The following is a 20,290-nucleotide window of genomic DNA, read 5'->3' on the forward strand; positions in this document are numbered from 1 at the left end:
GCGACCATGGCTACCAATATCCTGATGCCCGCTCTTTCTCCGACCATGACCGAGGGTACGCTCTCGCGCTGGCTGAAGAAGGAAGGCGATACAGTCAAGTCAGGCGATCTGATTGCCGAGATCGAGACGGACAAGGCCACGATGGAAGTCGAGGCGGTTGATGAGGGAATTCTCGGCCGTATTGTCGTGCCGGAAGGCAGCGAGGGGGTGAAGGTCAACTCGCCCATCGCCATTCTGGTTGAGGAAGGCGAGGCTGTGCCTGACGTCGTTGAGTCGGCGCCTGTGCAGAAAGCCGCACCTGCCCCCGAGACGGCTTCACAGACCGCCGTGCAATCGGCTCCCGCCCAAGCCCCGGCTGCGCCCGCGCAGCCTCAGGCCGCGCCGGTGGCGGCATCTCACGGCAAGCGCGTTTTCGCCTCACCGCTGGCACGTCGCATTGCCGCGCAGAAGGGTATCGATCTTGCTGCGCTGAAGGGGTCAGGCCCTAACGGCCGTATCCTGCGCCGCGACGTCGAGAACGCGAAGCCTGTTGAGGCTCCGGCAACGGTGACGGCTGGGGGTTCCGCTCCGGCTGAAGCCAGGCGCGTGCCGAATTCGTCCATGCGCAAGGTCATTGCGCGTCGTCTCAGTGAGTCCAAGCAGAACGTTCCGCATTTCTATGTCTCGGTCGACATCGAGCTTGATGCGTTGCTTGCCCTGCGTGGCCAGCTCAATGCAGCGTCACCCAGCGAGGGCGAGGGGCAGTTCAAGATCTCTGTCAATGACATGATGATCAAGGCTGTGGCTTTGGCCCTGCGCGATTGCCCCGGCCTGAACGTCCAATTCACCGAAGCCGAAACGCTGCATTTCCCCGACATCGATATCTCGATGGCAGTCTCGATTCCCGATGGTCTGATCACACCGATCATCCGTCAGGCCGATCGCAAGACCCTGCGTGAAATCAGTGAGCAGGCGCGTGATCTGGCCAAGCGTGCCCGTGACGGCAAGCTCAAGCCGGAAGAATTCCAGGGCGGCACGTTCTCGATTTCCAATATGGGCATGTTTGGCGTGCGTGAATTCGCCGCCATCATCAACCCGCCCCAGGCTGGTATTCTGGCCATTGCCGCTGGTGAGAAGCGCGCCGTCGTGCGTGGCGATCAGCTTGCGGTTGCCACTGTCATGACAGCCACCCTCTCTGTCGACCATCGTGCGGTCGATGGAGCACTCGGTGCGAAATGGCTCAATGCCCTGCGTGACATCGTGCAAAACCCTTATCGACTGGTGATCTGACTCATGGACAAATTCGATCTGATCGTCGTGGGCGGCGGGCCGGGCGGCTATGTCGCTGCCCTGCGCGCCGCGCAGCTTGGCAAGAATGTCGCTGTGGTCGAAAGCACCCATCTGGGGGGCATCTGCCTTAACTGGGGCTGCATCCCGACCAAGGCGTTGCTGCGGGCGTCCGAGCTCAATCATCAGTTGCACAATCTTGCCGAGTTCGGCTTCAGCGCCGAAAAGGTGAGCTTCGACATCGAGAAAGTGGTGGCGCGCTCGCGCGCCGTGTCGCGTCAGCTGTCGCGCGGTGTTGCCGGATTGCTCAAAAAGACCAAGGTCAAGGTTTACGATGGCCGCGCCAAGCTCGCCGGCCGCGATGGCAAGGCGCATGTCGTGGCCATCAGCAAGGATGGCAAGGAAACCGGTCGTATTGCTGCGCCCGACGTGATTTTGGCAACAGGCGCCCGCGCCCGCCATTTCCCCGGGCTCGAGCCCGATGGGGAACTGGTCTGGACCTATCGCGAGGCAATGGTGCCGAAGGAGCTGCCAAAGCGTCTTCTGGTCATCGGATCCGGGGCGATTGGCGTCGAGTTCGCGTCGTTCTATCGCAATATGGGCGCGGAAGTGACCATTGCCGAAGTGGCCGACCGCATCATGATTGCCGAAGATGCCGAAATCAGCGCCATGGCGCAGAAGGCCTTCGAGAAACAGGGCATCAAGGTACTGACCGGCGCCAAGGTTGGCCCGCTCGACAAGAAGGATGGCACCGTCTCGACCCGGATCACGACAGCATCGGGCACGACCGATCTCGTTGTCGACAAGGTCATTCTGGCGGTTGGTATTGTCGGGAATGTGGAAGACCTCGGCCTCGAGCAGACCAAGGTCAAGGTCGACAAGACCCATATCATTGTCGATGAGTTCTGCCGCACCGGGGAGCCGGGCCTGTGGGCCATCGGCGACGTGGCGGGTGCGCCTTGGCTGGCGCACAAGGCCAGCCATGAGGGTGTGATCTGCGTCGAGAAGATAGCAGGCCACGATCCCGAGCCGCTCCATCCGCTCAATATTCCGGGTTGCACCTATAGCCGTCCCCAGGTGGCGTCGGTGGGGCTGACCGAGGAAAAAGCCAAGGCAACCGGACGCAAGCTCAAGATTGGCCGGTTCCCGTTCCTCGCTAATGGCAAGGCGTTGGCCATGGGCGAGCCGGATGGTCTGACCAAAACCATCTTCGATGCTGAGACTGGCGAATTGCTCGGCGCGCACATGATCGGCGCTGAAGTGACGGAGATGATTCAGGGCTATGTGATCGCTCGGACGTCCGAACTCACCGAGGCCGAGCTGAAGGAGACGGTCTTCCCGCATCCGACAATCTCGGAAACGATGCATGAGTCGGTCCTTGCAGCCTGGGGTGGAGCACTCCACTTCTAGTCATGACCATGCAGCGCATCACCATCGATCATCGCAAGCCAGGCTCGCTTCGCCATCCTGAAAAGGCCAACCGGCCGGACAACCCGATCCAGCGCAAGCCGGACTGGATACGGGTGAGGGCGCCCAATAGCCCCGTCTATCAGGAAACGCGCAAGCTCATGCGCGATAACAGGCTGGTGACAGTCTGTGAGGAAGCAGCGTGTCCTAATATCGGTGAATGCTGGTCACAGCGCCACGCCACCATGATGATCATGGGGGAAATCTGCACACGCGCCTGTTCGTTCTGCAACGTCACAACAGGCATGCCTAAAAGGCTGGATGCCGACGAGCCACAGCGCGTGGCAGAAGCGGTGGCCAAGCTCGGGCTGCGTCATGTGGTCATCACCTCTGTCGATCGTGACGATCTGGCCGATGGTGGCGCGCTGCATTTTGCCCAGACGATTGCACGGGTACGTGAAGCCTCGCCGGAAACGACGATCGAGATCCTGACGCCAGACTTCCTGCGCAAGCCTGGCGCGCTTGAGGTCGTCGTCAAGGCTCGGCCTGATGTTTTCAATCATAATATCGAAACCGTCCCCCGGCTTTATCCGTCTATCCGCCCGGGCGCGCGTTATTTCCAATCCGTGCGTCTGCTGGATGACGTGAAATCGCGCGATGCCTCGATCTTCACCAAATCCGGGCTGATGCTGGGTCTTGGTGAGGAGAAGATGGAGGTGGCACAGGTGATGGACGATTTCCGTATCGCCGATGTCGATTTCATCACGATGGGCCAGTATCTGCAGCCAACGCCCAAACACGCTGCCGTGGCAAAATTCGTGCCGCCTGACGAGTTCGAGGAATTTGCCCGCATGGCTCGCGCCAAGGGCTTCCTGCAGGTCAGCTCAAGTCCGCTGACACGCTCGTCCTATCATGCCGATTCCGATTTCGCAGCGCTTCGTGAGGCGCGACAGAACAGGCTGAAGCAGGAAGCGCTCCAGCCGGAGAGACAGTAATGCCCACCCATGCCGAGCAACGATTGATCGCTTACAGTCCTGAGCAGCTTTTCGATCTCGTGGCCGATGTGGGTGCCTATCCCCAATTCCTGCCTTGGTGCGTCAAGGCAGTCATCAAATCACGCACCGAACACGAACTGGTCGCGGATCTCACTGTGGGCTTTGGGCCGTTTCGCGAGACTTTCACGAGCCGTGTCTCGCTGGAAAGACCACACCGCATACGCGTGCGGTATGAGAAAGGCCCGTTCAGATATCTCAATAATGTCTGGACATTCACCCCTGAGCCACGGGGCTGCCTTGTCGATTTTTTCGTCGATTTCGAGTTCCGCTCGCGCCTTCTCCAGAATGCGATCGGGGTGGTGTTCAATGAGGGCGTCCGGCTGATGGTATCAGCTTTCATAAAGCGGGCGCGTGATACTTACGGGGTATCGTCGCAACCCGGTGCGGTGATCCGCCAGTAATCACGCGGACGTTTTTTGATTACATCGCAACTGCAACGCCTTCGTTACGTTTCCTGCTTAGAGCCGGGTGTGGTTTGCGTCACAATACACAAATCCGACCCCGATATCTATGTATCAAGGAAGGACGAACGATGAAGATTTCTGCTCTGGGCGCCACGCTGATGGCCGCTACCTTCGCTGTTGCAACCCCGGCATTCGCCAAGCATACGGGCCACAAGGCTCATGCCAGCAAGACTGCCATGCACCACCAGAAGGCTGACAAGGGTTCGGCATCGACCGAAGACCTGAACGCACGCAGCCTGCAGCAGGCCCAGACCCCCGTCCCGGCAACCGCCCCGGCTGCCGCGCCGATGGCCAATGCCACAGCACCGGCTCCGGCCCCCATGCCGATGGACGACAACATGAAGATGCCTGCTTCAACGATGCCGGCGTCTTCAGGTCAGTAATTGATCCAGCGTTCCTTCCCGTGATTCAGGCGTGAAGTCTGACTGTCACGGGTGGGAATAGCGGCTTTCCACCCTTCTCGGCATGATGCATTTCTGCTGATACATCTGCCCTTTCTGGTGCGGAGGCCCTTAGACCCTGTCTCGAATGAGGCAGGGTTTTTTATTGCCGCGTTTGCGCGCCTTGCGGTCAGCCCGACGATTGGGGCTTTTGTCGCAGGCAAGGCCGCTGCCTAAATGTTCTGCAATCTGGCCCTTGAAACCCTATGTTTCGCCGTTTGCATTGCCTATATGCCCCCATCATGAGCGGTGTTGATAAAAAACTGGTGCGGGCCTGGGTGCGACAATATGCGGGGCCAGCCAAACGTGCTGCCCTGCCCGTTGTAGCGATCGGTTGCTTCTCGACATTGGTCGGTATCGGTCAGGCCTGGTTCCTTGCATCGACAATCGGGCGTCTACTGGCCGGTTACGACCAGTCGGTTCCCGGTCTTATCGGGGCCTTCACCGCGCTTTCCCTGCTGCGGGCAATCTGCCTGTTTGCGCAGGAGCACTATGCGGCCCGTGCGGGCGTGAAGTCGCGCGAACGGTTGCGCCGATCAGCCCTGAATTCGGTTTTCAATGTCGGGCCAGCCCTGTTGCGCCGTCAGCACTCCGCCGAGATCGCGGCCTTGCTGGTGGATCGTATCGAAGCGCTGGATGGCTATTTTGCCCGCTGGCTGCCTGCCTCGATGACATGGATGGTCTTTCCGGCAATTGTCCTCGTAGCGGTGCTGGCAGTCGACGCCCGCGCAGCTCTGATCCTTGCAATATGCGGGACCCTCGTTCCGGTAGCGCAGGCTGTGTTCGGCATCGGTGCCGCACTGGCGTCGCGCAACCAGTTTCTGGCGATGGTGCGTCTTCAGGCACGGTTTCTCGATCGGGTTCGCGGTATAGCAACCATAGTTCTCTCAAACGCAACGGACGCCGAAGCCGCATCTTTGGCACGCTCGGCCGATGAGTTGCGCCGGCGCACGGTCAGGATTCTGCGCGTGGCGTTCTTTTCCTCGGCGGCCATTGATGTGGCGATGGTCGTGGCGATCATTCTGATCGTTTTGACACAGGGTCATTTCATCCATCTCGTCACCGGCGTTCAGGACCAGCCTTCGACGGGTCATGTTCGACCTTCACCACATTTCGCTCAGACCCTTTTCGCGCTTTTTTTGGTTCCGGAATTCTTCGCGCCTTTCCGTGGATTGGCTCTGGCCTATCAGGATCGGGCTCAAGCTGCTGGCGCGGCTGAGGCGATGCAAGGACTGGATGGGGAAATCGCTGAAGCCGCACACGACGCTGCCGACGCCGTCGTGACGGGGCCTCTTACGGTAGAGGCGCAGCATCTGGGCTATCGCTGGGCCGACGATCGGCCCGCGGTGTTCGACGATATTTCCTTCACGGTGCAGCCGGGAGAAACACTGCTACTCGACGGGCCTTCAGGCGCAGGTAAATCGACCCTTATCGAACTGATCCTTGGCTTCATCCGGCCTGATCATGGAGCGATCCTGTTCAACGGAGAGGATATCGCGACGATGCGTGGGGCAGATATCGCCCGGCATCTTGCCTGGATTGGGCAGAAGCCTGTCATCTTTGCCGGTACCCTGCGCGACAATCTGCTTTTCGCCCGACCAGACGCAAATCAGGTGGCGCTGGATGAGGCCATCAAAGCTTCAGCGGTCGATACTTTTCTGCAGGACCTGCCGATGGGTCTGGATACCGAGATTGGCGAGGGAGGTTTCGGCCTTTCCGGAGGGCAGGCCCAGCGTGTGGCCATTGCGCGAGCCTATCTGAAGGATGCGCCGCTCCTGTTGCTGGACGAGCCAACGGCGCATCTCGATCCGGATACAGAACGCAGTATCATCGCGGCCCTACATGATCTGGCGAAAGGCCGGACGGTTATTCTGAGCAGTCATTCTGCTGCCATGCAGGCTTTCGCAACCATCAAGCTGCGCCTCGGTCCATCACCTTCAGTCATGAAACCGAGTACGTCCACGGTCCGTGTGGAATCGGAGATTCCCGCATGAGCACACGAGCGTCTCATCCTTCGCCCTCTGCTACGCCAAGTGTCGGGCAGGCTCTCGGGATCATCCTTCGGGTTTGGCGGCCCTATGGCGGCCGTCTGCTACTGGGCCTGATCCTCTCTGCACTTGCCCTGCTGAGCGGCATGGCGCTGATGTGGAATGCTGGGGCCAGAGTGACGTCCCTTGCGCTGGGAATGGGCGCTGCGCTCGGTTTGCTCAGGGCGTTCGGCTGCGCACGCATCGTGCTGCGCTATGCCGAGCGTCTGTTTGCCCATGATGCTATGTTCCGCGCCCTTGCGGCGCTCCGGGTGTGGTTCTTCCGCAATCTCGCTTCCGGCGCTGCGGCAGGTCTTGGCTTTCGGCGCGCGGGTGATCTGCTGAATCGCCTTGTTGGCGATGTCGAACTGCTCGACAATCTTTATCTGCGTATTGCCATGCCCATGCTGGGTATCGCGCTGTCCCTGCCTGTCATCGCACTTGTAGCGGGCTATGCAAACTGGCGTTTTGGCCTGGCGCTGTCCGGTCTTTTTATTGTCGCGGCCTGTGTGGTACCAGTCGTATCCGCTCGGCGCGCGGCATCACGCAGTGCAGTCATTCTTCATGCTGAATCGTCCTTGCGCGTCGCTGCGGTCGATCTAGCGACTGGCCTGCGCGAGGCGCGGGCCTTTGGCGGTGAGAGCCGTCTTGCGGAGCGCCTGATGGCCGAGGAGGCGCGGCTTCATGGTGCCCAGCTGGATCAGGCGCGCGCCATGGCTGGTGCAGGGGCCGTGTCCTATCTATGCGGTCAGGCAGCGCTTGTACTCATTCTCGTAGGGCTTGCCGGGTTCGGCAAGCTGACGCTCGACTACGTTTCCGGTATCGCGCTCATATTCCTTACCGGGATGATTTTCGAGAGCATCGGGACGCTGACGCGCACCAGTGTGCTGGCGACACAGGTTGGGCAAGCGGCCCAGCGTGTTGTCGAGGTTGCCGAGGCGAAACCGAGCGCGGCAGGCACTCATTGCCCGGCGCCTGAGGCTGGCGACCTTGTGCTGCGCGATGTGACCTTCGGGTGGGATCCGGCACGTGCGCCTGTCTTGAAAGGCATCGATCTCACCATAAGAGCAGGCGAGCATATCGCTCTGGTCGGGCCTTCAGGCGCAGGGAAATCCAGTCTAGCGGCGCTGCTGCTCAAGGTAGCACACCCGCAATCCGGACAAATCCTGTTCGGCGGTCACGATCTTTCAACAATCGAAACGACGAGCCTGCGCGGGCAGATCGGGTGGCTGTCCCAATCGACCCATCTGTTTGCCGATACCATACGGAACAACCTGCTTCTCGGTCGTGAGGGTGTGAGCGATGAGGCCCTGTGGGCGGCTCTGGAGCGCGCCGAAATGGCCGAGACCGTGCAATCCTTGCCCGATGGGCTTGATTCCTGGGTAGGCGAGGGCGGAACACGGCTGTCAGGCGGGCAGGGGCGTCGCATCGCTCTGGCCCGGACTCTCCTGCGCGACACGCCGATTGTGATTCTCGATGAGCCTGCGACGGGGCTCGACAGCGTGACAGAGCGCGCCTTTCTGCGAACGCTGGGTCGCACGATGCAGGGGCGCACCGTCATCCTCATCGCGCATCGTCTGAAGGGGCTTGAAAACCTCGACCGGGCCTGGCGTATCGAGGCCGGGACCCTCGCGCCATTGCCGCTCTAGCAAGCAAGTTGGGGCGTCTGCTTGACGGGCGGTAAGCCACAAGGCAGTGACATCGTCACGGCCCCGTGGATGTCACGGCGATTCGAGAAGGAAATAAAGATGCGTCGTCTGCCTGTGATGTTGTCGGTGTTCGCCCTGACGGGTCTCTCTGCCTGTAATGGCGGTGCAGATCGCGACCGTTACCCTGTTTTCTTCGAACCGGCCTCGACCACTGTTTCGGCAAGTGCCCAGAACATCATCGATCAGGCTGCGGCCGACGCACGCGACACGCAGGCCAAGACGATTGAAGTCATTGGTCATGCCGGTGCCCACGGCAATCTCTCTGCTGATGAAATGCTGTCCGTCGAGCGAGCGAAGGTTGTCGCAGCAGCCCTGACAAAGGCCGGTGTCGGCGCTGCCCAGATCACCCAGATGGCGCGTCCGCCCAAGAACAACGAGGATGCAGCCGTAGCGTCGCGCGTGGTGACGATCGAAGTCGATCCTTCCACGCATTGAGAAGCTCCATCTGAACCTTGGATTTAACTGACCTCTCCTCAATCGTCTCCGACGAGCGCGAAACGCCCGACGCGGTACTGAACCGCGTTTTCGGTTTCTCGAGTTTCCGGGGGCAGCAGGCAGAGGTCATCGAAGCGGTCATGAATGGCGAGGATGTGCTCGTCATCATGCCCACAGGCGGCGGCAAGAGCCTTTGCTACCAGGTTCCCGCCCTGTGCCGGCCGGGCATGGGGATCGTGATCTCACCCCTGATTGCGCTAATGGACGATCAGGTGGCGGCATTGCGCCAGCTGGGTGTCAATGCGGCAGCCCTACACTCCGAGCTCGATCCGGACCGGCTTGAGCGCATACGCAGCGATCTGCGCGATGGTCGCCTCGATATCCTCTATATCTCGCCCGAGAGGCTGGTATCACCCGGTACAGCGCGCTGGCTCGCACGTAACCCGGTATCGGTCCTTGCGATCGACGAGGCCCATTGCGTCTCGGCATGGGGCCACGAATTTCGTCCCGAATATCGGGCCCTGGCGGATCTGCCAGAGATCTTCCCCGGCGTTCCCCGTATCGCCCTGACGGCCACAGCCGACTCACGAACGCAGGATGATATCCTGCTGGCGCTGGGCATGCCGCAGGCGCGCCGCCTCACATCCAGTTTCCATCGTCCCAATCTGTTCCTTGCAGCCTCTCCAAAGGGCTCCGAGACGAAGCAGGTGCAGGACGCACTCACCCGGCATCGCGACGATGCCTCGATTGTCTATTGCGGCAGCCGCAACCGCACGGAGCGCATGGCGAAAAGCCTGCGTGAGAAAGGCTTCAACGCCTTGCCGTTTCACGCCGGGCTGTCGCCACAGGAAAAACACGCAACGCTTCTGCGGTTTCGCAGTGGCGAGCCAATGGTCATCGTCGCGACAGTAGCCTTCGGTATGGGCATCGACCGCCCGGATGTCCGCTGTGTGGTCCATCTGGACATGCCCGCTTCGCCCGAGGCCTATTATCAGCAGATCGGTCGGGCAGGGCGCGATGGGGCACCCGCCGATACTCTCCTGCTCTATGGCGGTGAGGATATGGCGCGGGCGCGTTACTGGCTGGAGCAGTCGAACGCGCCAGAGACAGAAAAGCGCGTCATGCAGGCGCGTCTGGAGAGCATGATCGCGCTGACAGAAACCGTCGGCTGTCGTACACAGGCCCTGCTTGCCTGCTTTGGTGAAGTCTTGCCGACTCCCTGCGGGCATTGCGATAATTGCAGGACGCCCGCCGAGACATTTGATGGCACTGAGGCCGCGCAGAAAGTGCTTTCCACGATCTACCGCACCGGCCAGCGCTTTGGCGCCGTTCATCTCACGACGGTTCTCCGTGGCAAGCTGACTGAGGCGATTGAGCGTCATGCCCATCAGCATCTCACCGTGTTCGGCGTCGGCAAGGAGCATTCGGAGCAGTGGTGGCGCGGTGTGATCCGTCAGCTTATTGCGCGCGGGGCCATCAGGATGAGTGGCGAGCACGGTACATTAGGGCTGGATGTCGACGCGGCTCGCCCGATCCTGCGTGGTGAGGAAAAGCTGCGTCTGCGCAGCGACCCCATGAAGGCACAAAGCTTCACTACGCGTAATGCGCCGGCTGCGTCGATTGTGGATGCGCTGGACGAGGAGGAACGTGCACGTTTCGAGGCTCTGCGCCGGTGGCGACGCGAGGAAGCCCGTGAGCAGGAAATCCCGCCCTATGTCATCTTCCATGACGCGGTCCTGACCGAGATCGCCCGGGAAAACCCCGACTCTGTCGATGCCCTCTCAGACATCAAGGGCGTAGGGGCATCGAAGCTCAAGCGCTACGGTGATGCCGTGATAGCCGCGCTGGAGGGCGACTGAAGGCAATCGTGGTACGACCGCCCCATGACGGCTCTGTAGGCGCAGGCTCACGATCCGGTCCCGGGTGGGAAGGGCATTGAGCGAGGTTGTATCCCTCACGCGTGCTCCTCGTCACCGGGCTCGAATTGTTACCTCTAGTCCTTGAGCGTGAAATTCACCGTCGTCGATGTGCCGCCAAGAAACTTGAAGGTCAGCGGAACAGTCTCGCCTGTCTTGATCGTGTCGGGGAAGTTGCGGCAGATCAGATGGTAGCCTCCCTCGGGGAAGACCATTGTCATATCGGCAGGAATGGTGAAATGCGAAAACAGGTTGGCGGTGTGACTCGTCACCTCCTGCTCGCTGTGAAATGCTTCGATGGCGGCGCAATCAGGGGAGCTGACGCCTGAAATCAGGTGGGCCTCATGCCCCTTGTTGACGACCGTGAAATAGGCGGCGGCCAGCCCCGGGTAATGCTTGGCCCGGCGTATCCACCCTTCGATGGTGATATCGCGATTGGCGTTCTTCTGTCCGGGAACGTTGGTGTCGTCTGTCTGGGCCCGTGCTCCCGCCGGGAAAAGCAGCGCCCCTGTCACGCAAACTGTCATGAGCAGTGCTGGAATAGCTTGCACTCTTTTCACTGATACGCTCCTTTCTGCGCCCGGCTCGTTTGGCCGGCCCGTGCCATCATCTGCCCATCAGGGGGAAACTCTCATGAACTGCCCGTTCTGCGGCCATGAAGATACGCAGGTCAAGGATAGTCGTTCGACTGACGATGGTGCGGCTATTCGGCGCAGGCGTGTCTGTGCTGCCTGCACCCAGCGTTTCACGACCATCGAACGCGTACAGTTGCGCGAACTGGTCGTGACGAAGATGGACGGTCGACGGGTGCCTTTCGATCGGGACAAGCTGGCCCGCTCGATCCGTATCGCCCTGCGCAAGCGCCCGGTTGAGGAAGAACGTCAGGAGCGGATCGTCAACGGCTTGGTGCGCCAGCTTGAGGCTTCCGGTGAAGCGGAAATTTCTTCGGCGCGTATTGGCGAATTGGCAATGGATGCATTGCACAGCATCGACGGTGTCGCTTATGTGCGCTTTGCAAGTGTATATCGCGATTTTCGAGAGGTTGAGGCTTTTTCGAAGCTGCTGACGGATATGCGTCCCGGTGAGGAGGCTGAACTGCCACTCCCGCCGGTCAAGCGCGGAAAAGACAAGGGATGATGACGATGACTGATGAGACCAAGACCAAGAACCAGCCGAAGCGTTCGCGCACCGTAGCCCGTGTCGCCGCCGTTCAGGCGCTGTTCCAGTGCGAACAGGGGGGAGAGAATGCCGAGACGGTCATCAGCCAGTTCCAGCGTCATCGTCTGGCCGATGATCGGGGCAGCGGCTTTGAAGATGGCTACGTGCCGGACGCCGATTTCCGCCTTTTCGGTCTGATCGTCAAAGGCGTGACGCTCGCCCAGGATCGTATCGATACGACGCTGGCGGCAGCTCTCCCTGCCAACTGGCCGCTCAACCGCCTGGACCCCGTGCTGCGTGCCCTGTTGCGTGCGGGCGCTTGGGAACTCGGTGAGGACGTCCCGGCGCGCGTTGTCATCAACGAATATCTCGATGTGGCGCACGGTTTCTTCTCAGGTGATGAAGCCCGCCTGGTCAATGGTGTGCTCGATGCGCTGACACGTCCGGCTGCCCCCGTGCAGGACAATGCGGAAGGCGATGATGCCGCAAATGACGGATCAGAACCGGTCTGAAATGAGCGGCGGCGAGTTCGACTTCATCGACAGGTTCTTTCGTCCGCTGGCGGGTGAGGGCGCTCTCGCGCTTGGCGATGATGCGGCGCTGATCGATCTGGCCGCGGACCGCGAGTTGATACTCTCGACCGATACCTTGGTCGAGGCCGTCCATTTTCTGCCTGACGACCCGGCCGAGACGATCAGCCGTAAATTGCTGCGTGTCAGCCTGTCAGATTGTGCAGCGATGGGCGCAAGGCCGCGCGGCTATCTGATGAATATCAGCCGCCCTGCGGCGTTCGACGATCAGTGGTTTGCCAGTTTCAGCGCGGGGCTGGCGCAGGATCAGGCCATTTTCGATGTCCATCTGCTGGGGGGAGACACGACCAGTACGCGTGGCCCGCTGGTGCTCAGCCTGACCATCCTCGGTGAAGTGCCGCGTGGAAAGGCCGTCCGACGGGGAGGTGCCCGGCCCGGCGATGTTCTGTGGGTCACAGGCACCATTGGTGATGCTGCCCTCGGCCTTCAGGCCCTTCTGGGCGAACTGCCAGACCCCGATGGCTATTTGGCGGGGCGCTACCGTATTCCCCAGCCCCGCACGGGCTTTCCTCTGGGTGATTTCGCCCGTGCGGGCATGGATATCTCCGATGGTCTCGTTCAGGATGCCGGCCATCTTGCCAGGCAGAGTGGCGTGCATCTGGAAATCGATGCGGCAGCGGTACCACGCTCTCCTCAGGCTCGCGCTGCCGGGGAGGCATGGTTCGAAACCTGTCTGACGGGAGGCGATGACTACGAGCTTCTCTTTGCAGCCGATGAGTCGCAGACAGACGCCATCATGAACGCAGCCAGGCAGGCAGGGGTACCAGCAACCCGCATAGGGCGCGTGACCCCCGGTACCGGCGTTGCCGTTCTGGATGGAGAGGGTGAGGAGATGCGCCTGTCACGTACGGGCTGGCAGCATTTCTGAGGCGCGGCAAAGCACGGAGACCGGGGGCTTTTGGCGTGGACCCGCGATGCGTTTAGAACCCGCCCAAGAGGGGGCGGGTCGCCCCAGCAGTCGGATACCCCGGTCAAACCGGGATACGCGACAAGGGTGATTATTGAGCGATATCTTTTTCGTACATGCGATGGACCTTGTTGGGCTCAGGCACGAGGCGGCGCACGAGGTTCAGCATCGGTGTATTGGTGTCGAGGATCCAGCCCAGCTCCACCGTTTTATAGGGCAGCGTCGCACGGCGGCGGATGAGTTCGTCGATAGCGAGTGAAGGCATGAGGGCACCGAGAAGTGTGCCGCGTACCTTGTGAGATACGCCAAGCAGGATCACACGGGCCGAGTCAAAGCGATGACCGAGCAGCCGCGCACCCAGTCTGGCCCAGCCGAGAGGTGAAGGTGCTCCGTCGATGCCTCGGGCAATATCGAACACATTGGGTACCACCAGCGCCATGGCGGCGGGCTCGCCTGCATGGTCGATCTGGACATAATGCTCGGGCCGCAACACCAGCTTGAGCTGCTGGATCAGGCCTTCCATCTCGTAGGATTGCAGCGGGACGAAGTTATACGTTCCGGCCCAGGCATCGTTATAAAGCGACCTCAGCACTTCGCCCTGTGCGGCAATTTGCTTTTTGGAGAGATGCGAGACCGTGACGTCGCCCAGCTTCCCCTCGCCGGGTTTCAGGGCACCCGGTACGATATGACGCTCGTCCAGATCCTCAGTCAGATCCAGCTTGAAGGTCAGGAGGTCGCGTGTGGGTTCAAAGCCCAGCGCCTCGATAAGGCCGTTGAGTTCCGGGGGATGCCAGGGGGTTCCGATCATTGGCGGCTCATTCTGGCCAGTGATCATGAGACCGGACTCGCCATGATAGCCAAGGGTCACAGGTCCGCGCATACGTACCATGCCCTGATCGCGCAACCAGGCTTCGGCGGTATCGAGCAGCGACTTGATGACGCCTGTTTCGGACACGGCATCGAGGGCGCCGAACCAGCCTGTTTTTTCGTCCCAGGCCTCCAGGGCCTTGCCATCCACTACGGCTGAAATGCGTCCAACAGGCTTGTTGTCGCGCCAGGCAATGAAGCAGCGCACGGAGGCATGACGGTAGATGCCGTTCTTGGCAGGATTGAGCAGATCATTCTGCTCCATATCCAGCGGAGGAACATAGCCGTCGCGCCCCTTGTAAAGTATCCGCGGGAGCCTGATGAAAAGTTTGAGGTCGTTGCGGGAGATAACGGGCCGTACCGTCACCGGGGTGACATCCAGCCCGTCTTGCACAGGAGATGAGGGAGATGGGAAAGAGCGCGTGTCATGGGAATGCTGAGGCGCTACCGTCGCGCTGTGTCTCCCCGCAGGATGATCTGTATCGACCTGTGCGGAGCCGGCGTGTCCAGCATCAGCCTGATCGGCATCAAACTGGCGGAGATCTTCTGCTTCCGACAAGGCTCACTCTCAATCGCGGTCTGTCCGGCTCGCCCCCATGGCGCGACCGGCCTTCCGTTTCATTTACGAAAGCGCGTTGAATGTCACGTCCAGAGCGGTTTGCAAAGCTGAACTTTGCACCAAGACATGTTCTTGTCACAGGAGCATCGGGTGGTTTGGGTAAGGAACTGGCGCTTCGTTACGCTGCACCTGGCGTCGTTCTCACATTGTGGGGGCGAAATGCCTCACGTCTGGAGGCTGTCGCCCAGGCGTGCAGGGAGCGCGGCAGCGTTGTCAATTGCCATATCCTGTCGCTCACGGCGATCGATGACGCGTTGCAGCTTCTGCGACAGTGTGACGATCAACATCCGGTCGATGTGCTTATTCTCAATGCAGGCGTATCAGACATACGCCCTGAAAATGCCCTGACCGAGACTGTTGAAGCGGTGCGCGAGGCAAGTCTCGTCAATTATGCAGTGCCAGCCATTCTTGCGACGGAAGCCGCCTCCAGGATGGCCCCCCGCAGATTGGGGCGTATCGCCATGATCGGCTCGGTTGCGGCTCATCATGATCTGCCTTTTGCTTCGGCCTATAGCAGCTCGAAAGCGGGTCTTGCGCGCTTTGCCACGTGCCTGCATGCGGCGATGGGCCCCCATGATGTCGGGGTAACGCTGATCGAACCGGGTTATATCGACACGGCCATGAGCCGCAGGCTGGATGGCGCGAGGCCGTTTCTCGTCACGGCGGAAGATGCTGCCGCAAAGATCGCGACCGCGATCAGCCGGAATACTGCGGTTCTCGTCTTCCCGCGCATCTTCCTTCTGCTCAAGCTGATCTCGGCGATCGTGCCGCGTGGTGTGGCGCATCGCCTTCTGCGCCTTGCGAAGGTGAAACAGAGCGCCGCGTAGCCGATGTTTGGCGGCAGGGAGCAAAGTGTGGGTGTTGACGCCGGGATGATAGCCTGCGACTGCTTCCTCACGAAATGTTTGAGGATGGGTTCGGGATGGGGCGGGCCCATGCCGGATCGGAAATCGCCCCCGGAAACTGGAGCAAGCAATGCAGGATATTGTCACCGTCGATATTGGAGGCACGAACGCACGATTTGCGATCGCCAAGGTCGATCAGGGGCGTGTGGTCGAACTGGGTGAAGCCACGACCCTGCGCACGGCAGATCATGCGAGCCTTGCTCTGGCATGGGAGGCCTTCGGCCGTACCCTCGGTCGTGAATTGCCCCGTTATGCGGGCATCGCCATCGCTTGCCCGATCCAGGGTGAGACGCTCAAGATGACCAATAATCCCTGGATCATCCAGCCCTCCATGCTGGCAGAGCGTCTGCATCTGGAGGACTTCACGCTCGTCAACGATTTCGGGGCGGTCGGCCATGCCGTGGCCCAGATCGATGAGCAGTATCTCGAACATCTCTGTGGCCCCGATCGCCCATTGCCGACCGAGGGCACAACGACCATCGTTGGTCCGGGCACCGGGCTTGGCGCTGCCTGTCTGTTGCGCCGCAAGGGCCAGTATTTCGTGATCGAGACCGAGGGCGGCCATATCGATTTTGCACCGCTCGACGAGTTCGAGGACAAGATCCTGCGTGCGCTGCGCCGCCGCTTCCGCCGTGTTTCGGCCGAGCGCATCGTATCTGGCCCCGGCCTGACCAATCTCTACGAAATCATCGCCGAGATGCAGGGTCTGCCCATTACCATGCGCGACAACAAGGCGCTTTGGGAGATGGCCATGGAAGGCCGTGATTCGATGGCAGCCGCTGCTCTTGAGCGCTTCTTCCTCTCTCTTGGTGCCGTGGCGGGTGACCTGGCCCTGGCCCATCGCGCCCAGGGTGTTGTCATTGCTGGCGGCCTTGGGCTGCGCGTGGCTGACCGTCTGCCTCATTCCGGCTTTGCCGAGCGTTTTGTTGCGAAGGGACGCTTCGAGAGCATGATGGGCGATATGCCGGTCAAGATCATCACTCACCCTCAGCCCGGCCTGTTCGGTGCCGCTGCTGCCTTCGCCTCGGACCATCCGTCGCTCTGAGATTGCGGGGGTGCGCCTTGCCGTTCAGGGCGCACCATCGCTTTTCTCCTACAGGAAATAGCCGATATCATTTGCTACGATGCTGATCGCTCGGAGCCACTCTCGCTTGCTGCCTGCTGGCCAGGGTCATACGAACCGATAACCCGTATGTCGTGTCCTCCGAGCGCCGAAATGAGTGTTCGGTTCAAGTTTGGCAGTATTCGCAGGTTTGACCGCACCTGCGAAAAGTGATCGTCCCTTTCGGGAAAGCGCTGTCATCCTATGTCAAGAAATTGTGCATTGCGTGCGAGACGAGATAGCGTAGTGCTGTCTTGATTACATTTGTGTAATATTGAATCGCGCCGCCGCCTTGCCACGGACACCAGACATGATGAAGCCCAATTCGATCGCAAGTACCCTAGGTACGGCTCAACACGGGCTGAACGGCGACGAGGATAGTCATGAGCACGCCAGGCGCGTTCCGCTCTGGCGGCATACCTATGTGCAGGTTCTCGTGGCGATTATCGTCGGTTCGCTGATCGGTCATTTTGCTCCCCAGACAGGGCAGGCCCTGCAACCTCTGGGAGACGGATTTATCCGTCTCGTCAAGATGATCATCCCTCCTGTCATCTTCCTGACCATTGTGACGGGAATTGCGGGGATGCGTGACCTGAGGGCGGTGGCGCGCGTGGCAGCGAAGACTTTCGCCTACTTCCTGTTCTTCTCCACGCTCGCCCTCATAGTCGGACTGGTAACAGCCAATGTCATTCGTCCGGGGGCTGGGCTCCATGCCACGATTGATACGTCACCTGCCGGAACGGCCAGCGTGGCGCGCTATATTGGCAAGGCTCACGAGACCAGCCTTGTCGATTTTGTCCTGAACATCATTCCGGACACCTTCGTTTCGGCCCTGACGACAGGAAACATCCTGCAGGCGCTTTTCGTTGCCATTCTGACTGGCATCGGCCTTGCCCTGATGGGTGAGCGCGGCGCGCGCATGTTCGATGTGCTTGACGAAATTTCGGCCGTGGCATTCCGGATCGTCGGTATCCTGATGAAAGCCGCGCCAATCGGTGCGTTTGGCGCCATTGCCTATACGGTGGGCAAATACGGCGCATCGAGTCTGGCAGATCTCGCCACGCTTGTTCTGACATTCTACCTGACGGCAATCGTCTTCATCGTCGTGGTTCTGGGTGTTGTGGCCCGTCTCGCCGGGTTCTCGATCCTGCGGCTGATCGCCTATCTGCGTGCAGAGCTTCTGCTCGTGCTGGGCACATCATCCTCCGAGAGCGCCTTGCCGAGCCTCATGGCTAAGATGGAGCGGGCAGGGTGCCCCAAGGCCATTGTCGGTCTCGTGGTGCCAATGGGGTACTCGTTCAATCTCGATGGCACGAACATCTACATGACGCTCGCAGCGCTTTTCATCGCGCAGGCCTATGACATCCATCTGGGTCTCGGCCAGCAGGTTCTGCTGCTTGGCATGGCCATGCTCTCATCCAAGGGGGCGGCAGGGGTCACGGGTGCGGGGTTCATCACCCTCGCGGCAACGCTCTCGATCGTGCCTTCCATTCCCGTGGCCGGGATCGGGTTGATTCTCGGTGTCGACCGTTTCATGAGCGAGTGCCGCAGCCTCACCAACTTCATCGGGAACGCTGTTGCGACAGTCGTCGTGGCACGATGGGAGGGCGTGGTGGACGATGCCAAACTGGCAGAGGCGCTCAAACCCGGTGGAGGATCGGCGAACGCTTCCTCCGCGCTGACCGACTGACCGGGACTGTACTCGTGATGCTAGGCGTAAGCTTTACCAGACGCTGTCTGCCGGCCCTGTTTTGTCTCTCGTCCGCGCTTTGCACGCAGCCAGCTCAGGCTCAGCCGCATGAGGCCTTGATGCCCCGTGTGAAGGTGTCGCACGCTGATAATGCCAGTACGGGCAGTTCGGGGCCCGATTTGCCCGTAAGTCCGCAGGCAAAGGCGTCGGCTGGCGCACAGGTTACGAAGCAGGGTCAAACATCCTCGCCGAAAGCTTCCGTGCAGGCGCCCTCTGTCGGTTATAACCCGGCACCTGACCCATTCCAGACCCGCGCACCGGCCGAGCCTGCTGTGACCACCTATCCTGCTCCCGCAGCGGGCGATGGGCTGACGACCTCGGGCTATAACCTGTCGCGCTGGGCTGAGGACTGGAGCCGGATGCGCTATGCCAAAAACCGGCGAGACTGGCTGGATCGTCTGAAATTCCTGCCCCTTAACCCTGCCCAGACAATCTACCTGACCCTGTCGGGGGAAATGCGCCTTCGGCTCAACCAGACCAGCAACCCCAATCTGAAGAAGGGGCCTCTGCAGAGACAGGATATCATGCGCCTCGTGGGGGGCGCCGATCTGCATGTCACGCGTTATTTTCGTGCGTTTGGCGAGCTGGCGCATGGCGGAATATCCGGGCCAAACATCGGCGTGCCAGCTGCCAGTATGCGTAACAAGCTTCTGCTGCAGCAGTATTTCGCCGAGGCGAATGTGCCGCTGTCCGGTGTTCATCTCGGGGCACGCTATGGCCGACAGGAATTTACCGATGGCGCCAATTTGATGACCTCGCAGCGCGATAACAACACGCTGCGTTTCGTCCTCAACGGCACGCGGTTCTGGGTACGTGGCAAGATCATACGCGGCGATTTTTTCGATTTCCGCTACACAAGCCTCGGCCGGGGCGGAGCGCGAGACGATGTGATCGATCGCGGCATACGCTTCTCAGGGGGGACCGGAGGGCTTGTTATCCCCCATGATTTTTTGGGAAAATCAAAGCTCTATCTCGATCCGTTCGTCTGGCGTCTGCGCAACCGGCGCGCTGTATGGGGCGGCGCCCCTGCACGTGAGAACCGGATGTATTACGGTATGAGGCTCTGGGGAGATGTCCAGCGTCTGACCATCGACTGGGTGGGGAATTATCAGGATGGCCATTATGATGGCCGTACAATTGCAGCCTGGCAGTTCTTCCTGGCGCAGACATGGCGTCTCGGGGCGCAGCCGACCGCGCCAAGAATCGGTTTTCATGTCGATTATGCCAGCGGCGGTGGTGCCTATGGCAAAGGCACATTGCGTAGTGCGCTCGCACCGTTTGGCAACAACATCTATTACAGCTACCAGCTCTTCCTGACGCCCACCAATCTGGTGGCGCTGGCGCCGAACGTCACGGTCTCACCCATTGAGAGCCTGCGTCTCACGCTTGAGCATCAGTTTGCCTGGAAAGCGAGCCTGAACGATGCCGTCTATCGGGCCAATGGCTCGGCCTTCGCAGGAACGCAGAACACAAAGGCCTATCGCGTGGCCCAATCCACCCGTGCTCAGGCCGTCTGGACATGGACACCCCGTTTGAGCTTCACGGGGCGCTATGAGCATCTTCAGGCAGGGCCAGCCCTGACACGGGCTGGTTATACCAGCTCGGATTTCGTGGCTGGCTGGGCGAATTACCGCTTCTGAAAGCAGGGCGACTGCCGAACGAGTCTCTCAAAG

At 60.5% G+C, this 20,290-nt stretch carries 18 protein-coding genes; 16 read left to right on the plus strand and 2 right to left on the minus strand.

Annotated features, from left to right (window positions below; translation table 11 throughout):
* Positions 1-6 precede the first annotated feature (6 nt).
* From Asbog_RS06120 to recQ, 9 genes are all read left to right on the plus strand, one after another.
* On the plus strand, positions 7-1,269 hold the full coding sequence (locus tag Asbog_RS06120; protein WP_062164450.1) for a pyruvate dehydrogenase complex dihydrolipoamide acetyltransferase: 1,263 nt from the start codon (positions 7-9) through the stop codon (positions 1,267-1,269).
* Positions 1,270-1,272: 3 nt separating this feature from the next.
* On the plus strand, positions 1,273-2,676 hold the full coding sequence (gene lpdA, locus Asbog_RS06125; RefSeq protein WP_062164451.1) for a dihydrolipoyl dehydrogenase: 1,404 nt from the start codon (positions 1,273-1,275) through the stop codon (positions 2,674-2,676).
* 8 nt (positions 2,677-2,684) lie between these two features.
* Positions 2,685-3,668, plus strand: coding sequence for a lipoyl synthase (gene lipA / locus Asbog_RS06130; RefSeq protein WP_371861677.1), 984 nt, complete (start codon positions 2,685-2,687; stop codon positions 3,666-3,668).
* Complete coding sequence (locus Asbog_RS06135) at positions 3,668-4,129, plus strand: type II toxin-antitoxin system RatA family toxin (RefSeq protein WP_062164453.1); 462 nt, start codon at positions 3,668-3,670, stop codon at positions 4,127-4,129. The genes lipA and Asbog_RS06135 overlap by 1 nt, the downstream gene beginning before the upstream one ends.
* Before the next feature lie 131 nt (positions 4,130-4,260).
* Positions 4,261-4,575 carry a hypothetical protein gene (locus Asbog_RS06140; RefSeq protein ID WP_062164454.1) on the plus strand — a complete coding sequence of 105 codons (315 nt, stop codon included), beginning with the start codon at positions 4,261-4,263 and terminating at the stop codon, positions 4,573-4,575.
* Between the two features lie 299 nt (positions 4,576-4,874).
* Positions 4,875-6,626 (plus strand): thiol reductant ABC exporter subunit CydD, encoded by a 1,752-nt coding sequence (cydD, locus tag Asbog_RS06145; RefSeq protein WP_083510957.1) that lies wholly within the window; start codon positions 4,875-4,877, stop codon positions 6,624-6,626.
* Positions 6,623-8,308 carry a thiol reductant ABC exporter subunit CydC gene (gene cydC / locus Asbog_RS06150; RefSeq protein WP_062164455.1) on the plus strand — a complete coding sequence of 562 codons (1,686 nt, stop codon included), beginning with the start codon at positions 6,623-6,625 and terminating at the stop codon, positions 8,306-8,308. Before cydD ends, cydC begins: the two co-directional genes overlap by 4 nt.
* A gap of 99 nt (positions 8,309-8,407) precedes the next feature.
* A complete protein-coding gene (locus tag Asbog_RS06155; RefSeq protein WP_023977364.1) occupies positions 8,408-8,803 on the plus strand; it encodes an OmpA family protein in 396 nt (131 codons plus the stop codon).
* A 17-nt stretch (positions 8,804-8,820) separates the two neighbouring features.
* Positions 8,821-10,662 (plus strand): DNA helicase RecQ, encoded by a 1,842-nt coding sequence (recQ, locus tag Asbog_RS06160; protein WP_083510739.1) that lies wholly within the window; start codon positions 8,821-8,823, stop codon positions 10,660-10,662.
* A gap of 134 nt (positions 10,663-10,796) precedes the next feature.
* Here the strand turns inward: recQ and Asbog_RS06165 are convergent, their stop codons facing one another.
* On the minus strand, positions 10,797-11,279 hold the full coding sequence (locus Asbog_RS06165) for a copper chaperone PCu(A)C (RefSeq protein WP_146926575.1): 483 nt from the start codon (positions 11,277-11,279) through the stop codon (positions 10,797-10,799).
* A 73-nt stretch (positions 11,280-11,352) separates the two neighbouring features.
* On the opposite strand from Asbog_RS06165, the gene nrdR reads away from it, so the two are divergent.
* Genes nrdR through thiL form a run of 3 tightly spaced genes read left to right on the plus strand, consistent with a single transcriptional unit; the run spans position 11,353 to position 13,335 of the window.
* Entirely contained in the window at positions 11,353-11,856 is a 504-nt protein-coding gene (nrdR, locus tag Asbog_RS06170; RefSeq protein WP_062164457.1) for a transcriptional regulator NrdR, read from the plus strand.
* Complete coding sequence (gene nusB / locus Asbog_RS06175) at positions 11,856-12,389, plus strand: transcription antitermination factor NusB (protein ID WP_062164458.1); 534 nt, start codon at positions 11,856-11,858, stop codon at positions 12,387-12,389. Before nrdR ends, nusB begins: the two co-directional genes overlap by 1 nt.
* A complete protein-coding gene (gene thiL, locus Asbog_RS06180; protein ID WP_083510741.1) occupies positions 12,367-13,335 on the plus strand; it encodes a thiamine-phosphate kinase in 969 nt (322 codons plus the stop codon). The genes nusB and thiL overlap by 23 nt, the downstream gene beginning before the upstream one ends.
* 130 nt (positions 13,336-13,465) lie before the next feature.
* On the opposite strand, the gene Asbog_RS06185 is transcribed toward thiL, so the two are convergent.
* Positions 13,466-14,635, minus strand: coding sequence for a GNAT family protein (locus tag Asbog_RS06185; protein WP_371861676.1), 1,170 nt, complete (start codon positions 14,633-14,635; stop codon positions 13,466-13,468).
* Positions 14,636-14,880: 245 nt separating this feature from the next.
* Between Asbog_RS06185 and Asbog_RS06190 the strand changes: the two genes are divergently transcribed.
* The 4 genes from Asbog_RS06190 (at position 14,881) to Asbog_RS06205 (ending at position 20,257) form a co-directional block, all read left to right on the plus strand.
* Positions 14,881-15,687 (plus strand): SDR family NAD(P)-dependent oxidoreductase, encoded by an 807-nt coding sequence (locus tag Asbog_RS06190; protein WP_062164459.1) that lies wholly within the window; start codon positions 14,881-14,883, stop codon positions 15,685-15,687.
* Between the two features lie 148 nt (positions 15,688-15,835).
* Positions 15,836-16,810 carry a glucokinase gene (gene glk, locus Asbog_RS06195; RefSeq protein WP_062164460.1) on the plus strand — a complete coding sequence of 325 codons (975 nt, stop codon included), beginning with the start codon at positions 15,836-15,838 and terminating at the stop codon, positions 16,808-16,810.
* Positions 16,811-17,177: 367 nt separating this feature from the next.
* On the plus strand, positions 17,178-18,557 hold the full coding sequence (gene dctA / locus Asbog_RS06200; protein WP_231944669.1) for a C4-dicarboxylate transporter DctA: 1,380 nt from the start codon (positions 17,178-17,180) through the stop codon (positions 18,555-18,557).
* A 119-nt stretch (positions 18,558-18,676) separates the two neighbouring features.
* On the plus strand, positions 18,677-20,257 hold the full coding sequence (locus Asbog_RS06205) for an alginate export family protein (protein WP_083510742.1): 1,581 nt from the start codon (positions 18,677-18,679) through the stop codon (positions 20,255-20,257).
* The last annotated feature ends 33 nt before the right edge of the window (positions 20,258-20,290 follow it).

It is taken from the genome of Asaia bogorensis NBRC 16594 (assembly GCF_001547995.1).
Taxonomy (GTDB): domain Bacteria; phylum Pseudomonadota; class Alphaproteobacteria; order Acetobacterales; family Acetobacteraceae; genus Asaia; species Asaia bogorensis.